This is a genomic window from Rhodococcus sp. 05-2254-6, from assembly GCF_002258565.1.
Classification (GTDB): Bacteria; Actinomycetota; Actinomycetes; order Mycobacteriales; family Mycobacteriaceae; genus Rhodococcoides.
On the sequence record NZ_NOZF01000115.1, the window covers coordinates 1 to 16,912 of the forward strand.

The window sequence follows — 16,912 nt, forward strand, 5'->3', positions numbered from 1 at the left end:
CTCCTGCGACGTCGGTGCTTCCGAGGGCACCACCGGGAACTCGACGTTCCAGATCACCAACAACGGCAGCAAGGTCACCGAGTTCTACGTCTACGGCGATATCGCCCGACGCGGCCTCGGTGGAGGACTTCTCGGTGCAGCCGGCCAGAGCCATCGGCAGAACCGCGACGGCGGCCAGAGCGTAGGTGGTACGACGCATGGTGGTGGTGCCTTTCAGGAGGATTGCAGTGCTGGCTCGGGTGTCGCGGGAACGCGGACCGGGCGGAGGAAGAGGTAGAGGACGATCACGATGTAGAGCACCCACGCGATCGCTTGGAACACAGTGGGTTCGGGCCGGAAGTTGAAGATGCCGGCGAGCACGGTGCCGTACCAGCTCGAGGCGTCGAAGTGTGCGGTGATGTCGAAGGCGACGGTGCTGCCGCCGGGCAGGACTCCACCGATCTGCAGCGCGCGGATGCCGTAGGCGAGGATTCCGGCGGCGACGACGATCAGGAAGATGCCGGTGTACTCGAAGAACACCGCGAAGTTGACGCGCACGGCACCGAAGTAGAGGAATACCGTCAGGACAGCGGCGACGACGATTCCGAGTAGCAGTCCCAGCAGTGGCCACAGGCTGCCGTTGGTGTTCTCGGCGTAGCCGACCATGAGCAACGCGGTTTCTACGCCCTCACGGCCGACGGCGAAGAACGCCAGCGTCAGCACTGCAGCGGGCCCGACGGTCAGCGCTTTCTCCATGTTCGCCCGCAGTTCTCCGGAGATGTTCTTCGCGGCAGTGCGCATCCACAGCACCATCGCCGTCACGATCACCACAGCCACGAGAGACGCCGCTCCGGCGATGATCTCGGCGGTCAACCCGGTGACGGTGGACGTGCCGTAATGGATCACGAAGAAGATGGCGGCGACCATGGCGACGGCCAGGCCTACTCCCAGCCACACCCACTTGAGCGCGTCGCGGCGATCGGCTTTGACGAGGAACGCGACGAGGATCATCACGACGATGCCGGTCTCGAGCCCTTCGCGCAGTCCGATCAAGCCACTGCCGAACATCTGGGTTGCAATCGACGGCGCTGAGCCTGCGGCGGCGAGAACTGGCATGAATCAGGCTCCTGCGGTGCGTCGAACATTGGTACGCCTTCCCTCGCAAAGGGTAGGCGACCCTCATGCGTGAGGGCTGACCAGAACATACACCCTGCAACCCGGCCCGAATGCGCGTTGACCAGGGGTTATCTCCGTCTTTAGCTTTCTATTACCTTGCGTGTGCAGGATGGAGTGGTGATCTCCCGTATCTGCGTGCTCGCCACAGCGTCGGTCCTTCTCGCGTTGACGGCGTGCGGCACCGGTGAACCCGAGCGAGAGATTCCCGAGGGCATCCCGCCCGGCCCCGGCACCGAAGTGCCGGCCATCGATTTCAACGCGCCCGGGCGGACGGCCGATCTGTTGCTCGCCTGGGCCGAACCGCAGACCGAAGCGTTGGGCATTTCGGTGACCGCGTTGGCGTCGTACGGGCACGCGGCCGCGATCATGACCGAGACGGATGCCGATTGCGGAATCGCGTGGACGACGCTGGCCGGAATCGGCTACATCGAAAGTCGGCACGGCACGTACCAGGGTTCGTCGGTCGCGCCCGACGGCCTCGTCGCACCGCCGATTCGCGGCATTCCTCTCGACGGCGGACCGGGCGTCGCCGAGATTCCGGACACCGACGGCGGCGTCATGGACGGTGACACCGAGTTCGACCGCGCCATGGGCCCCATGCAGTTCATTCCCGAGACGTGGAAGAAGTGGGGTGTCGACGCCAACGGCGATGGCGTCGCCGATCCCGACAACATCGACGACGCTGCGCTGACCGCGGCTCGATACCTATGTGCGCGTGGCGGTGATCTGCGGACCGCGCAGGGCTGGGAGACGGCGTTGATGGCCTACAACCTGTCGGGTCAGTATCTGCGGGATGTGCGCGATCGTGCGGCCGCGTACTCGGTGGGCACCAGGCCGTAGGACCTCCATGCATCGCGGACATCACAGGGGAGCGGTTAGTCTTGCACCCGGCACAGTCCGTCGGTACCCGTTTATAGGAGAAGCATTCGTGGCCATCATTGAGCAGGTCGGAGCGCGCGAAATCCTCGATTCTCGTGGCAACCCCACGATCGAGGTCGAGGTCGCATTGGACGACGGGACGCTGAGTCGCGCCGCCGTTCCCTCCGGTGCATCCACCGGTGAGCACGAGGCCGTCGAGCTTCGTGACGGCGGAGACCGCTACGGCGGCAAGGGTGTCGAGAAGGCCGTCAATGCAGTGCTGGACGAGATCGCTCCCGCGGTCATCGGCCTGGACGCCATCGAGCAGCGCACCGTCGACCAGGCTCTGTTGGACCTGGACGGCACGCCCGACAAGTCTCGCCTCGGCGCGAACGCCCTGCTCGGTGTTTCGCTCGCGGTCGCGAAGTCCGCTGCCGAGTCCACCGGACTCGAACTCTTCCGTTACCTCGGTGGCCCCAACGCGCACATCCTCCCCGTTCCGATGATGAACATCATCAACGGTGGCGCGCACGCCGACAGTGGCGTCGACGTGCAGGAGTTCATGATCGCCCCCATCGGCGCGCCGACCTTCAAGGAGTCGCTGCGCTGGGGTGCGGAGGTCTACCACGCACTCAAGTCCGTGCTCAAGGCCAAGGGCCTGGGCACCGGCCTCGGCGACGAGGGCGGCTTCGCTCCCGACCTCGCAGGCACCAAGGCTGCCCTCGATCTCATCCTCGAGGCCATCGGCAAGACCGGCCTCAAGCCCGGTCAGGACGTTGCGCTCGCTCTCGACGTGGCGGCCACCGAGTTCTACACCGCAGGCACCGGCTACGCCTTCGAGCGTGAGACCAAGTCCGCCGAGGAGATGTCGGCATTCTACGGCGAGCTCGTCGACGCGTACCCGCTCGTTTCCATCGAGGATCCGCTCGACGAGAACGACTGGGACGGCTGGGTTGCGCTCACCGAGGCCATCGGCGACAAGGTGCAGATCGTCGGCGACGATCTCTTCGTCACCAACCCCGAGCGTCTCGAAGACGGCATCGTCAAGGGTGCGGCCAACGCTCTGCTGGTCAAGGTCAACCAGATCGGCACGCTCACCGAGACCCTCGACGCAGTCGATCTCGCGCACCGCAACGGCTACAAGACGATGATGAGCCACCGCTCCGGCGAGACCGAGGACACCACCATCGCTGACCTGGCAGTTGCCGTCGGCAGCGGCCAGATCAAGACCGGTGCTCCGGCTCGAAGCGAGCGCGTGGCCAAGTACAACCAGTTGCTGCGTATCGAAGAAGCTCTGGGCGACGCGGCGCGTTACGCCGGCGAGTTGTCTTTCCCCCGGTTCAATTACGAGGGATAGCGAACAGGCTCGTATGACACGAAGTGGAGAGTGAATGATGGCACGGCGCGGCAGGTCCGGGACCAGTCCAGGTGGACGTGATCCCCGACCCCGTGGCCGTTCCTCCTCTTCGAGTCGGTCCAAGGCCGGGGGCGTCTCGCGTGACGCGAACGCCTCCGGCCGGCAGGCCACCCCGCCGGAACCCTCCGAGCAGGTGCGCGACGCGGTGGTCGGCGGCAAGGCCGCGCCCCGACGCGTCGGTGTTCGCCGGCCCAAGATGCCCGAGCGGACGTTCTTCGGACTGTCCACCGGACGAGCCGTCATTCTCGGTGTCGTGGTGTGTGCGCTGGCACTGACGCTGGCAGTACCGCTGCGTACCTACTTTTCGCAACGCAGTGAGCTCGAATCCGTGTTGGCCGAACGGCAGGCGCTGCAAGACGACGTGAGCCGCCTGCAGGTTCAGAAGTCTCAACTCGACGAGCCGTCCCGCATTGCGGCCGACGCTCGCGAACGTCTGCGTTTCGTCATGCCGGGAGAGACGCCCTATCAGGTGCAGCTGCCCGGCGACTACTCGCCGAGCTCCGAGGACCTCGCAGTGGACAACACTCCGACGGGACCGTGGTACACGGAATTGTGGAACACCGCGGTCCAGCCACAGGGATCGGACGAGCCCCCGGAGCCGACGTCCGCACCGATGCCTCTCGTACAGCCAGAACCCGCGCCGGCCGTGCCGCCGGTGCCAGAACCAGAAGGAGGACCGGTCGGGTGAATTCCTCGGCAGTCTCGCAGGAAGATCTCGATGCGGTCGCATCGCAGCTCGGACGTGAACCGCGTGGCGTACTCGAGATCGCGTACCGATCTCCGGACGGCAGGCCTGGTGTGGTGAAAACCGCCCCGAAGCTGCCCGACGGCACGCCTTTTCCCACCCTGTTCTACTTGACGGACCCGCGGCTGACGGCCGAGGCGAGTCGGCAGGAATCGGCCGGCGTGATGCGCGAGATGACCGAACGTCTCGGTACCGACCCGGAATTGGCTGCGGCGTACCTGCGCGCCCATCAGTCCTATCTGGCCGAGCGTGACGAGATCGAATCTCTCGGAACCGATTTCACCGGTGGCGGCATGCCCGATCGGGTCAAGTGCCTCCACGTGCTGATCGCGCACTCGTTGGCCAAGGGCCCGGGCGTCAACCCGCTGGGTGATGAGTCGGTTGCGTTGGCCGCCGAGAATTCGTTGCGCGGCAAAGCTATTCCGGCCGACTGGCCGACCATCGAAGAACTACGTGCGGAGAAATCATGACCAGGGTTGCAGCAATAGATTGCGGCACCAACTCGATCCGCCTGCTCGTCGCCGACAACAACGGCAAATCCCTCGCCGACGTCGCTCGGGAGATGCGCATCGTGCGACTCGGCCAGGGAGTCGACGCCACCGGAGCATTCGTTCCCGAGGCCATCGAGCGCACCCGGGTGGCGTTGGTCGAATACGCCGAGATCATTCGCAAGACCGGGGCCACCGCAGTGCGCATGGTCGCCACCTCGGCCACACGTGATGCGTCCAATCGCGAGGATTTCTTCTCGATGGTGCGCGAGGTACTCGGCAAAGTCATCCCCGGTGCCGAAGCCGAGGTGATCACCGGCGACGAGGAGGCTCGGTTGTCCTTCGCCGGTGCTGTCGGTGAACTCGACTCTGCTGCAGGACCTTTCCTGGTTGTCGATCTGGGCGGCGGTTCCACCGAGCTCGTACTGGGCGACGCCAAAGGAGTGATGGCGGCGTTCTCGGCCAACATCGGCTGCGTTCGTCTGACCGAGCGTTTCCTGCATTCCGACCCGCCCACCGCGGACGAGATCAACGGCGCGCGTGAATACGCCCGCGAGAAGTTGGCGGAGGCGTTCGAGGAAGTGTCGATCGGCGACGCGTCGAGCTGGGTGGGGGTGGCCGGCACGATGACGACCATTGCCGCCATCGCCAAGGAATTGCCCGAGTACGACGCAGATGCGGTGCATTTGTCCCGTGTGCCATTCTCGGAGTTGTTCGAGGTGTGCGAGCGACTGATCGGCATGACGCATACGCAGCGAAGTGCGTTGGGCCCCATGCACCCCGGACGGGTCGACGTCATCGGCGGCGGCGCAATTGTGTGCAGTGTGTTGGCCGAGGAGTTCGAGCGACGCGGTGCTGTGAGCTCGTTGACGGTCAGTGAGCACGACATCCTCGACGGCATCGCGATGTCCATCAAGATCTGATCTGCAATTCTGCAGATGCGGTCTGCGGTGATGTAGGTTGCATCACTGCATGATTCGGTGAAACCTTACATGTGCTGTGGCCCACGTCACGGCTCCCTTCGAGGTGAGGACCACCGATGACGTCACCCGCCGAGCAGATTCCGGCCGATCAGGCGCCGGCCGAGAAAGGTTTGGCGCGCGTCGCGCAGATGCTCGCCAGGGGAACCGAGAAGTGGTTTCCCGACGCCTACATCTTCGCTCTCGTCGGCGTGGTGGTCGTGGCTGTCGCTGCTTTCGCCAACGGGTCGTCTCCGCAGAACGTCGTCGACGCGTTCGGAAACGGCTTCTGGGATCTGACCGCCTTCACCCTGCAGATGGCGATGGTCGTTCTCACCGGCTACGTCGTGGCCACATCTCCGCCGGTCGCCAGATTGATCACCCGATTGGCGCAGGTACCCAAGAGTTCCAGTAGCGCAGTCAGTTTCGTGGCTCTACTGTCCTGCTCGGTGTCGTTCCTCAACTGGGGGCTATCGCTGGTTTTCGCAGGACTGCTGGCCCGTGCCATCGCGCGACGTGACGATCTCCGCGTGGACTACCGAGCGCTGGGCGCGGCTGCGTTCATGGGACTCGGGGCGGTGTGGGCGCTGGGAATGTCGTCCTCGGCTGCGCAGCTGCAGGCGACGGCCAGTTCGCTTCCGGCAACGTTGCTTTCGGTCACCGGTGTGCTCGACTTCGGTAAGACCATCTTCACGTGGCAGTCGTTGCTGATGTGCGTGATCATCATCGTGCTGACGGTCGTCATCGCACATGTGTCCGCTCCAAAGGGTGCCGCGATCAAGACTGCCGCAGACATGGAGGTCGATCTCGACGACACCGTCGCGGAGCCTGCTCCGCGTTCGAGGCCGGGTGAGTGGCTCGAGTACAGCCGAATCCTGCCCTTGTTCGCGGGAGCCATGACCCTGGGATGGCTTGTCTCTCAGTTGTTGACGCTACCGGTGCTGTCGGTGGTCAGCAGCCTCAACGGGTATCTCCTGGTGTTCCTGATGCTAGGGCTGGTGCTGCACGGAACCCCGCGGCGATTCCTCGATGCAGTGAGTAAAGCAGTCCCCGCGACGGCCGGAATTCTGGTGCAGTTTCCGCTGTACGCGGCGATGGCGGCCATGCTCACCGAGGCGGAGGGCCGGGGAGGCATCACGATCTCCGAGCATCTGGCGACCTTCTTCACCGAAATCGGGTCCGGTGGAGGCTTCGCGGTGGTCATCGCGATCTACACCGTCGTGCTCGGACTCTTCGTTCCCTCGGGCGGTGGCAAGTGGCTCGTCGAAGCGCCGTACGTGATGCAGTCGGCGACGGACGTGCAGATGAACCTCGGCTGGACGGTCCAGATCTACAACGTGGCCGAGGCGCTGCCGAATTTGATCAACCCGTTCTTCATGCTGCCCCTGCTGGCGGTTTTGGGTCTGCGAGCACGCGATCTGATCGGATTCACGTTCCTGCAGTTCATCTTTCACTTCCCGGTGGTCCTGCTGCTCGTGTGGCTCCTCGGCATGACCTTCGACTTCGTGCCGCCGGTCATCCCGGCGCAGTAGCAGCCCGATATGATCGTCACCGCTGGAGCCAGAGTCCAGCGGTGGCCCCCATAGCCCAATTGGCAGAGGCAGCGGACTTAAAATCCGCACAGTGTCGGTTCGAGTCCGACTGGGGGCACTCTGTTTCACCAGGTCAGAGCGTTACGGCGCTTCAATCATGGTTCGAACACGCACTTCGGTGTCACAGAATGTCACAACTCAAAATAAGTCATGCCGAACTGCACCAGGGGGCAACGTTCACGGGTTCTTTGCTGCGTACTTGGCTAGCGACGCGATCTGGAAGATTGCGCTGCTCGCGATGGACGGACCAGACGTTGACGCCACAGGATCCAAACAAAGATGCGTTCAACCAGATGCGGCGAGAGACACGGGGACCGTGCTCTGTCCGCCGACGGTACTGCACGTAACTTCGAACTAAGAGCGCAGCGCTATAATCCACGGCTGAAAGCGCTCCTGTTCGCCGGCTTTGTAGTGCCGATCGTCGTAGCTGGGGTTGCGGTCGTTGGCATCCCCTCGTCCGCCTTGGACTTGGTTCTCGTGATCTCAGCGATACTTGGCACCGTTCAGCTTTTGTGGAGTCTTTGGTCGCTAATCGATCGTTGGAACAAAAGAGAACGTATGCGGGCGGTTCAATGATGGCTAATCGTCAGATTGCCGAATCGTACAGGAGGCTTGCGTACAGCCCGCCGCCAGTGCTTCAGGATTTCCGTGCGATCTATGATGTGATCGAAGCGCAGGATTCCGGGCAACGCAACGGCGACTCGCGCAACAAATCTTTCTCCCAGAAAAGCCGATTGGGGATGAGAGCTGCGCTGTTCGAGCGACAAAAACTATGTGCCGGATTTTCGATTGCACCTACCATTTATATCCAACAACAAGTGGAGTATGTGGTAACTTCCCCAAACGAAGGTCCGGTAGTCGAGTTGGGACCGTTTTGAATGGTTTCGCAGCACTAACGTCGGGTGAGCAATCGAATTTTATTACTTAAATCAACCGATATATCGGAGGAGGCGCGCCAAACAGTGGGCGGCTTTACGGAGAACTTTCGATACAAGTAGAATCTCGTCAGGGCCCACTGGTTCTAGCTGCGCATGCTGCGGTAAGTGAAATATGTAAAGCAGTCGGGCGTGGGCGATCCAACCGTTCGTTGTTATCGGTGACTTTTGTCTAGTTCCGTCAAGTCAAAGCGTTGGGGTTGTCGGTTGTAGTTGGGCGGGTTGTCGAAGGTACGACTGATTCGATTTTAAGATGGTTTTGGGTGACCTGGTAGCACTGTGCTGCAGACGAGCAGTCGACAAGGGTTTCGTCGAAAAGAACAAGATTGATGCCTTTAGGATTCAGTGTACTTGGATAGATAACACCGCTAAGGCCTAGACTTTTAACAAATTCACATAGAAATTGCGTGGATATATAATCCAGATTCGAATCGGATGATCTAGCCGGGATTGATATTTCTGTACGGAGTCGTTTTAGTACAGCTCGCGCGTGTAAGTAATTTGAGATGTCGCCATCACTTCCCGCAACGAACGGGTTTATGGCCTCAAGTGTTTCGAGATCAAGAGTTCGAAAATCGCGGCTAGCGGAGAACTCAGCAATAGATACAAACTCATTCATGCCTGATCGACATTCAGCGACGCAAGTTTCCATATCAAAGGCAAGGTAAAGGTGCGGAATTCCTGCCGGGTTGCCACGGCCGCCGCGTGCGAGGTGACTCGGAGGCATTCCCATCTCGGCAATGGGCAGGGGCTCGGGCTTGGTTACGGGTCGGCCCCTGTACAGGCTGGTACCGAGCGAGACAGTGCGCCAGTTCTGGCCAATGATTTCGCCCAGCGGTTTCAGCTTCGAGTACGGAGTGTCAGCCGGGGGAAAAAATCTGTTCCTTGTGCGTAGATGGCTTACTAGACGGTCCCAGTCCTCGATAAGTGTGTGCGCTTCAGAACCGAGTCGGTGGCCGACGCTTACGTCACCTTCGATGAGCTTATGTCCATCAGGAAAAACTCCACTTAGAAACCTTCGTATTGTTGACTGGTCTGTAAACCTAAAAAAGTCCCAGTCAGCGACCAAACAGGTCTCAATTGAGACACCTTTCGGGTCGACGTTGTAGTTGTCTAGTAATTGTGCGAAAGAGTCGGACCATTGGGTTAACTCCCAAACAAACCCGTCGCTTTCAGCTGAAGAGCAAAAATCGCAAGCGCCACGTTCTGGTCTGGCCGTGGTCAATGCGACTGGTCCACCGTGGGGCTTGAAGCAGTTGCGGCATCCCTTCACTGAATCCCCATCGCGGTCTTCATTACATAGATGTGGTTTTGCACCGACAATTTCTTGACCGTCCCTAGGCCAGGAAAAGAATCATTCTCAAGATGCGTTCTGAAAGCTGCGATAGCCGGGTTGCTAAGTTTGTTCGTCACAGTAAATTTGACTAGCTTTGCTAATGCCTCTCCAAACTTTCCTGCGGTGTCCGACGCGTCATCGTTCGAGTCGGAGCAGAAATGTGATATGAAAATGGGGCCACCGGGCTTTTTCTGGTACGTGAGATGAATGACAACTGCCCAAGGCAAACGCCCACCCTCGTTAAAGCCCTGTCCGACCGTCTGATAGTCGGACAATCCATCCCAATTCTCCTCCTCTAGATAAATAGCGTCGGCGGAGAAAAGCTGCTCCGGCCGGTCGACGTAGTCGATATTTCGTTGTAATTTAGTAAAATGATCCTTCCAGCGGATGAATGTCATCTTGCGCCACTGTATGAAAATATCAGGGTCGTCCATAAGGTCGACATCGTAGAGACGTTGTAGTTCTCTATTTTCTGCGAAATTCGTTGATATATTGGGAGCAACGCCATTTATGATCAGTTGGGGAAGATCCGGGTTGTAGCCACGGTGAAAGAGATGGGTTGGTAACGTTGGACCTTCGCGTTGCCCAATCTGTTCGAAGATCGCACGTAAATCTACCGTTGCGTCCACTAAGACCCCGAGTGCAGAAACGCTTACACCCGTTTCAGAATCTTCTAAGAATTTGAGTACGGTTGCAACTCCGTCGGCTGATGCATGTTCGCCAACTAGAGGATTCACGATGAGTGTCGACGCAATGCCATGCTTATTGAACGAAGCCAAGGTCCGTCCTAGAGCACTGTTATCGAGAGTTCGGACTGGCTCAATTACGGGTTGTATGCCGTTGACTAGATCACCGCGCTCTGCGAGCTCCTTTACGCTGAGCAATTCGAACTGCTTTCCCCGCAGATATGGAAAGTATGTCACTTTATTCGTCCCATCAGCCAGGAATCAATTCTTTCGTATTCGATCTTGGTCGGATTTAGCTGTAGGTAGACGTGCTTAAGTGCGTCGCAAGGCATCTGTTCGAAACTGCCAGGGTGACGGAGGATTCGCTTGCGCAACTGATCTTCAAAACGACGTTGAAAGTCTACAGCCTCGATCTCGTTGCTGATTTCCAGACATGTGCGAAAGTGATTCACGGGCGTGGTAGTTGGGCAGTATCCAAGCCATTCTCCAACCAGAGCCGTATACTCAGGTTTCCTCAAGGATTTTAGCATTGTTTCGATGTTAAGATGCTCGACGCACTCTATGGCCGGCTTTCTTTCCGAGAGGTGCCCGCGCTTGGTGAGGGATAGAAGCCCTGTTTTGGTATCGGCAAGTACGTCACAGTAACGTTGACTATCGGTGTCTTTTACCACTACGTAGACGTGGCGAAATGCTTTATAGTAATCGTTGATCTGTTTGATTAATTTCGTTGGAGTATCGAACTCTGTCTTGATTTCGTAGCCCGTGGCGTGCCCGTTGACGATGACTGAATCGATGCATGATGAACCAACCGAGAATTCGGTTAGTATAGATGCAGTTGATGGGTTATGCCTTGCCAGGAAGCGTTTGTGCGCTATTGCTGATTTGTAAACATGCTCAAGCTGGTAGGTAGACTTAAGATAGTCGTGGACGGCATCTATTGCGACTGATCGTGTCGAGTTGACCTTGATGAGGCCGTCCTTGGCTAGGGCATGCAGCGCTCGGTCGACGGCGAGTGGGGCGTCCCCCTTCATTACCCTTCTGATCGTCGCCGGAGACACAATCGATTTGGCCTTGTGTCCGACCGCTGCCTGGGTAAGAATTTTCCTCGCCTCTCTATCTCGATCCGTGCGCTTAGCATATCCTTTGCTTCGCGGGGGCGAAGTCTGACGCGCTGCCCGCGTCAGGCAAGGTGGATCGCTTGTGTTGAAGTTCGGTCATGTAAAGCTGCTCGCTGCGTCAAGCAGTGCGTCTTCCTGCGAGTGCGTGTACACACTTAGGGTGAACGCCGCTGAGGCGTGGCCAAGCCACGCAGCAATTACTGCGATCGGGATCCCCTGGAGATGCATGAGCGTCGCGCAGGTATGTCGAGCGTCGTGCAAACGCACATGCCTGAGCTGGGCGGACTCAAGAATCTTCTTCCACCGAAAGGTCAGAAGATTCGGGTGCACGGCCTGCCCGCTGGGCAACCGGACTACATATTCAGATTCCTGGTAGTGCTCGCCGAGGCTCAGCTTGTCCCTGGCCTGCTGCGCTCTCGCCGCCCGGAGCGCTGCCTCGAGTGGCTTCGAGATCGGAAGCGTTCGTCGAGACTTCTTGGTCTTCGGTGGACCCTCGATGATGTCGCTGCCAACCGCGATGCGGGTGTTAGCGACTTTTAGTTTTGCTTTGTCTAGGTCGACGTCCTCCCATCGGAGGCCGGCGATTTCGCCTCGCCGCATCCCGTGCATCGCCAGCTGCCAGGCATGTTGCATCGGCTCGCGAGCCACGTGCGCGAGCAACTTGTCGACTTCTATTTTGGAGAGTGTCTGCATCTCGGTAGCCTCGGCGGGAAGCCGATCGACCATGGCACCGACGTTCCGAATTACATTTCCCTGCTTCATCTGATCTTGCAGGATCGCAGTGATCAGTCCCAGCATGTAGTTCACGGTCCTCGCCGACCATGGTTTCCGAGGTCGTCCCTGCTTTGTCGGAAGTCCTCCGTTGCGGAGGTTTCTCACCAAGGACTCGACGTTGGGCTTCGTGAGCTTCTGAACCGGAATATGCCCGAGCTCGGAGATCACAGGCTGCAAATTTGTTCGGTGGCCATGCAGGGAGGACGGCTTCAGAGAGTGTTTAGACTCGAGCCAATAGTTGACGGCCATCTCGACTGTCAACTGTGAGGTGTGAACGTAGAGGCCGTTATTCACCGAGTTGAGCGTCTCCGCAAGTGCGCTTCGGGCTGCTTGCTCGGTCGAGTATCGACGGCGACTCTGCGTCCGGCGGGTCACCGTTTGTGGTACGCCGGCTGCGTTCACCTTCACGGTCGTCTTGCTTCCGGTGTCTACCGTGACTTCGTAGCGTGTGAGTTGTCGGCCGGATTTTCGGTCCCGCACGGAAATTTTGCGGATCTGTGGGGGTAGTTGTTGCCTAGCCATCGGACACCTCATCACCGACGTTCATGTCGAGCTCGGTCATCTGACGAAACAGTTCCTCGGAGCGTCGTCTCGCGTCCTCATACATAAACTTCATCGCCTCGACGTGCTCCACCGAGTCTTGTTTGGAGAGGCCGTTGCGCATCTGAACGCGTGCGCGCCGCATCGCCTGCAACGCCTTTAGCCACTCGCGCGCAATGCCCACCCGATCGTTCTTGGGATCGAACTGCTCGCGGACCCACACGTCCATGGGCTCTTCGTCCCCACGTTCCGACCAGTCGGTCGAAGGCTTCATCAACCCCGCTTCACCGCTGAACCATTGCAGTGCATCGTGGGACTCCTGTTCGAGCCCTGGGAGTACCTCGACTTTGCCTCTGGGGAGATCAGGAAAAACCAGTTGGGCCGGCGAAACACCGAGGGCTGCGGCGAGAACCAGAAGCTCCGGTACGTCGATGCTCTTCTTGCGCCCTGTCTCCAGATCGGCGACCACCGACCGCGAGATCCCATAACCGATCTCTACGGTGCGATCTGCAAGTCTCGCCGCTGACAGTCCCGAGTGCTCCTTACCTCGGAGCCGCCGAACTTCACCGGCGACGCGGGCCACTAGCTGTTCAGCCCAAAACTGTGTCATAAGCACGCAGTCTAGCCGATTCTCCGTATGTGTTGTGGCAATGCTACTGAATTGCTACCTTGTGGTGGAACCACATGGACGGTGCTCGATCGAGTGCGCGATTGTGGTGAAATTACACAATATGCGGAGAGGAAACACCATGTCTCGACGGTTGTATTCGGTCCAGGAAGCGATGGCTCGGACGGGTCTCGGACGCTCCAACCTGTTCAACAAGCTTGCGGCCGGTGAGATTCGCAGCGTCAAGGTCGGTAAGCGCCGACTGATTCCCGACACGGCCATTGACGAATACATCGTCGGACTGGAGGAGGCGGCACGCGTCAGCTCGGGCGTTGCCTGACATGCCTCTCACCGCAGACCCCTACGAACTAGAGACGCCCCCGGCGAGTTCCGGTGTTACGAGCACCGGTGCCGAGGGCGTCCTCGAAATCCCCACCTTGCAGGAAGGAGCTTCACCCACGGATACTAATCGGTCCTGATGCGCCTCACAAGGCGTTTTGCCGCACTCATGACCTCGTTCTGCTTCGAGATGTTGTCGACTTGAAGCGCGGATGAGTGGAGGCTGGATTTACCCAAGTCTCGGTGAATCCATCTGTGTACACACTGTTTACGCGATTGTCTGCGTCGCGCCGCACTCCTGCGTGGGTGCCGTGTGCCGTTGAAGTCCGCCCGCAGTCGCTGTCGCAGCGTCGTTTTCTGGCAGAGCCCGACGTAACACCAGCCTGCCGCCGGCCTGTGCACCCTTTGTAAATCCTCGGAGACCGGCCCCGAGGCACCACCAGCTCGACTGATCATCGAGCGGGTGGCGATACCGATTAGCCGCGCGCCCACCGAGGCGCGGGGCTATCGGGCGTGGAGCGGACAACGTGGGTGCGGAAATTGGCTCAGGGGCCATGGGGGGTCCGGAGGAAATGAACGAAGTCCCTTGTCTTTCATCCGTCACCACTATGGAGGTACCAGTTGAGCTCTCGACCCATCTGCAATGCTGACACCAACGAGTTGCCTTTCATGGCTAACCATCTTTCGGACCTCGATCGTTCAGTCCGTGCCGCTCTCTTGCTCTCGTCCGTTGTGCACGTCGATTCCCCGAAGATCAGACCAGAGCAACACATTTGGCTGCTCGGACGCCAGCACAGAAGTTCGCCGGTGCAGGCCGATCCCGCTAGCGGTGCGGCGGCGGAATTCTCCGCGACTGCCGTACCTGAATTACCCGCAAAGAGTGCCTCAGATGACTTGCCGGCGACGGGCGTTATACATCCTGCGGTGGTTACACCTCCATTACCCACAGAGGATGCGAGTCGCGCTTGGGATGTGTTGGAAGTAAATGCTTCTCATGCCCCTATGGCGCGCCTTTCGCCTATGGCACGCGAATCACGCCTCGAGCCCCGTACCTGCAATACATCCAACCCTTCTACAGGGTGCGACTCATCCTTCGGTTCCAAGGCGTGCATGACATCCCATTCCCGCTGTACCGCCAGTTCGTCCCATTCATCCATGGAAAGTGAGACCCACCATGCCCGCTGACATCTTTGCGTTCTGCAATCAGAAGGGCGGAGTGGGCAAGACCACCACCGTCTTTCACCTCGCCTACGCCGTTGCCCAAGCGGGGAAGCGAGCACTCGTTATCGACGTGGATCCGCAAGGCAACGCCAGCACTGTCCTGACCAGAACCGAGCTAGAGAGCGACGATGTCGGTGTTGCCGACGTACTTGCCGAGTCGTCGAACGCGACCATCGCCGATGCTGTCGTCCCCACCATCTGGCCTGGCGTAGACCTGGTACCCACGTCGCCGGGAAACGAGTCCCTGGCCTATGTCCGCGATCAATTGGTCGTTGCCGGTGCCGGCCGAGAACGGCGGCTTCGCGACGCAATCGACGCCGTACGAGGCGTGTACGACGTGATCCTCATCGATTGCCCACCTAGCCTCGATCTGCTGACTATCAACGCCCTTGTTGCAGCGCGTGCCGCCGTCGTCGTGACTCAGTCCGCGCTGTTCTCAGCCAATGGACTCGCGCGATTGCTGCGCACCATCGATGCAGTCAAGCGCAGCTACAACCCGGACCTCGCCATGCTCGGTGCGATCGTCAACCTTCACGAGATCGCGACGATCAGCGGTCGAGAACAATTGATCGAGATCGCCGCGAGCATCAACATCCTCGGTGACGCCGTTCCCAAGCGGGTTGTCATCAAAGACTCGATGGAGGCCCAAACCAGCCTGGTCGACTGGGGGACAACGCAATCTCGCAGCCTGTCGACGATCTATCGCGACACTCTTGCGCTGCTCACGAAGGGACACCTGTGATGGCCCGGCCCGAACGCATGAAGAGCGCACTCGCCGGATCGAGCCCGGTCGATCCGCCGGAGAACTCGCGGCAGCCCCACGACTCTGTTTCGTCGGCCGAGACCGGTGCGCAACCGTCACCGGACAACGCAAAACAGAAGCGTTCGTACTACCTGTACCAGTCCACCGTCGACGATCTTCTCAACGCAGCCGAAGCGTTGTCCGCAACGCCCGGCGCGCCGCGGGGCCCGTCGGATCTCGTCAATGCGGCCATCGAAGACTACTTGGAGTTGTTGCGCAACAGATTCAACGACGGTGTGCCGTTTCCGCAACGAACGGGCCCTCTCGCACGAGGACCGAGAATCCGATGAGCCGATCGCACTCCACAGCTACCCCGTTGACAGCGAAGCCGTCAGACGTTGTTGAGCTTCATCCAGCGATTTTGCAGTGGGCCCTTTCGACGGCCGTTGCGCTGACAGTAGGCATTGCCGGGGCGTCCTTCTGGCTCAGTTTCGCTGTGTTGCGTGATCTCGCGGTGATGGCTGGGATAGGTCCCGGCGAAGCGTGGGTGATTCCAGTGGTGTTGGACGGTGCAATCGTCTCGACAACAGTGACAGCCATAGCGCTGTCGAATCACACGGACAACCGCACGATCAAAGGCCGTCGCTTGGTCGTCACGATCTTGCGTGTTGCCGCATCGGCGTCGATTGCGGGTAACTCGTACCACGCAGTGTTGAGTGAGACCTTGCTTCCGGCCGTTGTCTCGGCGGGTATTGCCACCATTGCACCTATTGCGCTCCTCGCGATGACCGAAGTGCTGGCCGTCATACTTCGTGCGCCCCGCGGAGCCGTCAGAGTGGAATTCGCTCCCAGTGCTGCAACAGAAGAACCGGATCGTACGAATACCGAGCTCAGCCACAAAGACCAAAGCTTGAGCATGGATGATCCAGAGGGTGAAGACGGCTCGTGGGGTGAACAGGGCGACGCGGCGGATTCCCACCGGCGACATCCAGACGGCCTCACGCCCGAAGTTGCGGAGACAGCGCGGCTCCGACACGCCCACCGCGAATGGTCGTGGGCACGAATCGGTAGAGAAACGGACGGCTCCGTTGCATCGACCGCGATGCGCCGATATCGGAAGTGGGAAGAAATCACCGCAGGGATCGTCGATGGCCACGAGGACGGGCAATCCAAGTTTGATGACACGCTAGCCACCGAGCGTGACCGCATGTCCGCAGGATAGAAGTGCTACCGCGACATCGAGCCTGGTTGCTTTCCGTCGCTCCCGCGCAATCACCCCAGGCTGTTGATGGCTGTGAGGTGGTCGCGCCCGGTTGGCTCAGTCTGCGTCGAGGCGCGCGCTGCCCTGGGACCACCTCCGGCGGTCTCCGGATTTGAGCTCCGCTGCGCTCCGCACAGCA

The 16,912-nt window shown here is 59.8% G+C and carries 18 protein-coding genes, 1 tRNA gene and 1 pseudogene; 14 read left to right on the forward strand and 6 right to left on the reverse strand.

The genetic code is table 11. From position 1 onward, the window contains the following. Window positions 1–121: pseudogene (locus tag CH256_RS28995) on the forward strand (iron uptake system protein EfeO); the annotation flags it as partial. A 92-nt stretch (window positions 122–213) separates the two neighbouring features. Here the strand turns inward: CH256_RS28995 and efeU are convergent. Beyond that, window positions 214–1,095, reverse strand: coding sequence for an iron uptake transporter permease EfeU (efeU, locus tag CH256_RS15030; RefSeq protein ID WP_094639586.1), 882 nt, complete (start codon window positions 1,093–1,095; stop codon window positions 214–216). A 177-nt stretch (window positions 1,096–1,272) separates the two neighbouring features. On the opposite strand from efeU, the gene CH256_RS15035 reads away from it, so the two are divergent. The 9 genes from CH256_RS15035 to CH256_RS27685 all read left to right on the forward strand — a co-directional run bounded on the left by CH256_RS15035 (window position 1,273) and on the right by CH256_RS27685 (window position 8,092). Continuing rightward, on the forward strand, window positions 1,273–1,995 hold the full coding sequence (locus CH256_RS15035; protein WP_094639811.1) for a lytic transglycosylase domain-containing protein: 723 nt from the start codon (window positions 1,273–1,275) through the stop codon (window positions 1,993–1,995). An 88-nt stretch (window positions 1,996–2,083) separates the two neighbouring features. Beyond that, window positions 2,084–3,370 (forward strand): phosphopyruvate hydratase, encoded by a 1,287-nt coding sequence (eno, locus tag CH256_RS15040; protein WP_094639587.1) that lies wholly within the window; start codon window positions 2,084–2,086, stop codon window positions 3,368–3,370. A gap of 34 nt (window positions 3,371–3,404) precedes the next feature. Then, a complete protein-coding gene (locus tag CH256_RS15045) occupies window positions 3,405–4,118 on the forward strand; it encodes an FtsB family cell division protein (RefSeq protein ID WP_231911399.1) in 714 nt (237 codons plus the stop codon). Further along, window positions 4,115–4,645 carry a DUF501 domain-containing protein gene (locus CH256_RS15050; protein WP_032404265.1) on the forward strand — a complete coding sequence of 177 codons (531 nt, stop codon included), beginning with the start codon at window positions 4,115–4,117 and terminating at the stop codon, window positions 4,643–4,645. Before CH256_RS15045 ends, CH256_RS15050 begins: the two co-directional genes overlap by 4 nt. Further along, window positions 4,642–5,586 (forward strand): Ppx/GppA phosphatase family protein, encoded by a 945-nt coding sequence (locus CH256_RS15055; protein WP_094669961.1) that lies wholly within the window; start codon window positions 4,642–4,644, stop codon window positions 5,584–5,586. The genes CH256_RS15050 and CH256_RS15055 overlap by 4 nt, the downstream gene beginning before the upstream one ends. A gap of 116 nt (window positions 5,587–5,702) precedes the next feature. Further along, on the forward strand, window positions 5,703–7,154 hold the full coding sequence (locus CH256_RS15060; RefSeq protein ID WP_094669962.1) for a short-chain fatty acid transporter: 1,452 nt from the start codon (window positions 5,703–5,705) through the stop codon (window positions 7,152–7,154). A 44-nt stretch (window positions 7,155–7,198) separates the two neighbouring features. After that, window positions 7,199–7,272: transfer RNA gene (locus tag CH256_RS15065), tRNA-Leu, on the forward strand. A 221-nt stretch (window positions 7,273–7,493) separates the two neighbouring features. Then, window positions 7,494–7,790, forward strand: a complete 297-nt coding sequence (locus CH256_RS29000) for a mobilome CxxCx(11)CxxC protein (protein ID WP_373454827.1) — start codon at window positions 7,494–7,496, stop codon at window positions 7,788–7,790. Then, complete coding sequence (locus tag CH256_RS27685; RefSeq protein ID WP_143536584.1) at window positions 7,727–8,092, forward strand: hypothetical protein; 366 nt, start codon at window positions 7,727–7,729, stop codon at window positions 8,090–8,092. The genes CH256_RS29000 and CH256_RS27685 overlap by 64 nt, the downstream gene beginning before the upstream one ends. A 238-nt stretch (window positions 8,093–8,330) precedes the next feature. Here CH256_RS27685 and CH256_RS27690 read toward each other — a convergent pair whose 3' ends face one another. The 5 genes from CH256_RS27690 to CH256_RS15090 form a co-directional block, all read right to left on the reverse strand. Next, window positions 8,331–9,374, reverse strand: coding sequence for an RES family NAD+ phosphorylase (locus CH256_RS27690; protein WP_143536585.1), 1,044 nt, complete (start codon window positions 9,372–9,374; stop codon window positions 8,331–8,333). A 44-nt stretch (window positions 9,375–9,418) separates the two neighbouring features. Beyond that, a complete protein-coding gene (locus CH256_RS27695; protein WP_179272117.1) occupies window positions 9,419–10,408 on the reverse strand; it encodes a sce7725 family protein in 990 nt (329 codons plus the stop codon). After that, on the reverse strand, window positions 10,405–11,202 hold the full coding sequence (locus CH256_RS15080; RefSeq protein ID WP_094669965.1) for a sce7726 family protein: 798 nt from the start codon (window positions 11,200–11,202) through the stop codon (window positions 10,405–10,407). The genes CH256_RS27695 and CH256_RS15080 overlap by 4 nt, the downstream gene beginning before the upstream one ends. Window positions 11,203–11,385: 183 nt before the next feature. Continuing rightward, a complete protein-coding gene (locus CH256_RS28600; protein ID WP_256989445.1) occupies window positions 11,386–12,087 on the reverse strand; it encodes a site-specific integrase in 702 nt (233 codons plus the stop codon). A gap of 490 nt (window positions 12,088–12,577) precedes the next feature. After that, on the reverse strand, window positions 12,578–13,213 hold the full coding sequence (locus CH256_RS15090) for a helix-turn-helix domain-containing protein (RefSeq protein ID WP_094669967.1): 636 nt from the start codon (window positions 13,211–13,213) through the stop codon (window positions 12,578–12,580). Between the two features lie 139 nt (window positions 13,214–13,352). On the opposite strand from CH256_RS15090, the gene CH256_RS15095 reads away from it, so the two are divergent. The 4 genes from CH256_RS15095 (at window position 13,353) to CH256_RS15110 (ending at window position 16,734) form a co-directional block, all read left to right on the forward strand. Beyond that, on the forward strand, window positions 13,353–13,550 hold the full coding sequence (locus CH256_RS15095) for an excisionase family DNA-binding protein (RefSeq protein ID WP_032368532.1): 198 nt from the start codon (window positions 13,353–13,355) through the stop codon (window positions 13,548–13,550). A gap of 1,173 nt (window positions 13,551–14,723) precedes the next feature. Beyond that, window positions 14,724–15,512: a ParA family protein gene (locus tag CH256_RS15100; RefSeq protein WP_037192085.1), complete on the forward strand. Its 789-nt coding sequence runs from the start codon at window positions 14,724–14,726 to the stop codon at window positions 15,510–15,512. Beyond that, complete coding sequence (locus CH256_RS15105; RefSeq protein WP_037192087.1) at window positions 15,512–15,862, forward strand: hypothetical protein; 351 nt, start codon at window positions 15,512–15,514, stop codon at window positions 15,860–15,862. Before CH256_RS15100 ends, CH256_RS15105 begins: the two co-directional genes overlap by 1 nt. After that, entirely contained in the window at window positions 15,859–16,734 is an 876-nt protein-coding gene (locus CH256_RS15110) for a DUF2637 domain-containing protein (RefSeq protein ID WP_094669968.1), read from the forward strand. The genes CH256_RS15105 and CH256_RS15110 overlap by 4 nt, the downstream gene beginning before the upstream one ends. The last annotated feature ends 178 nt before the right edge of the window (window positions 16,735–16,912 follow it).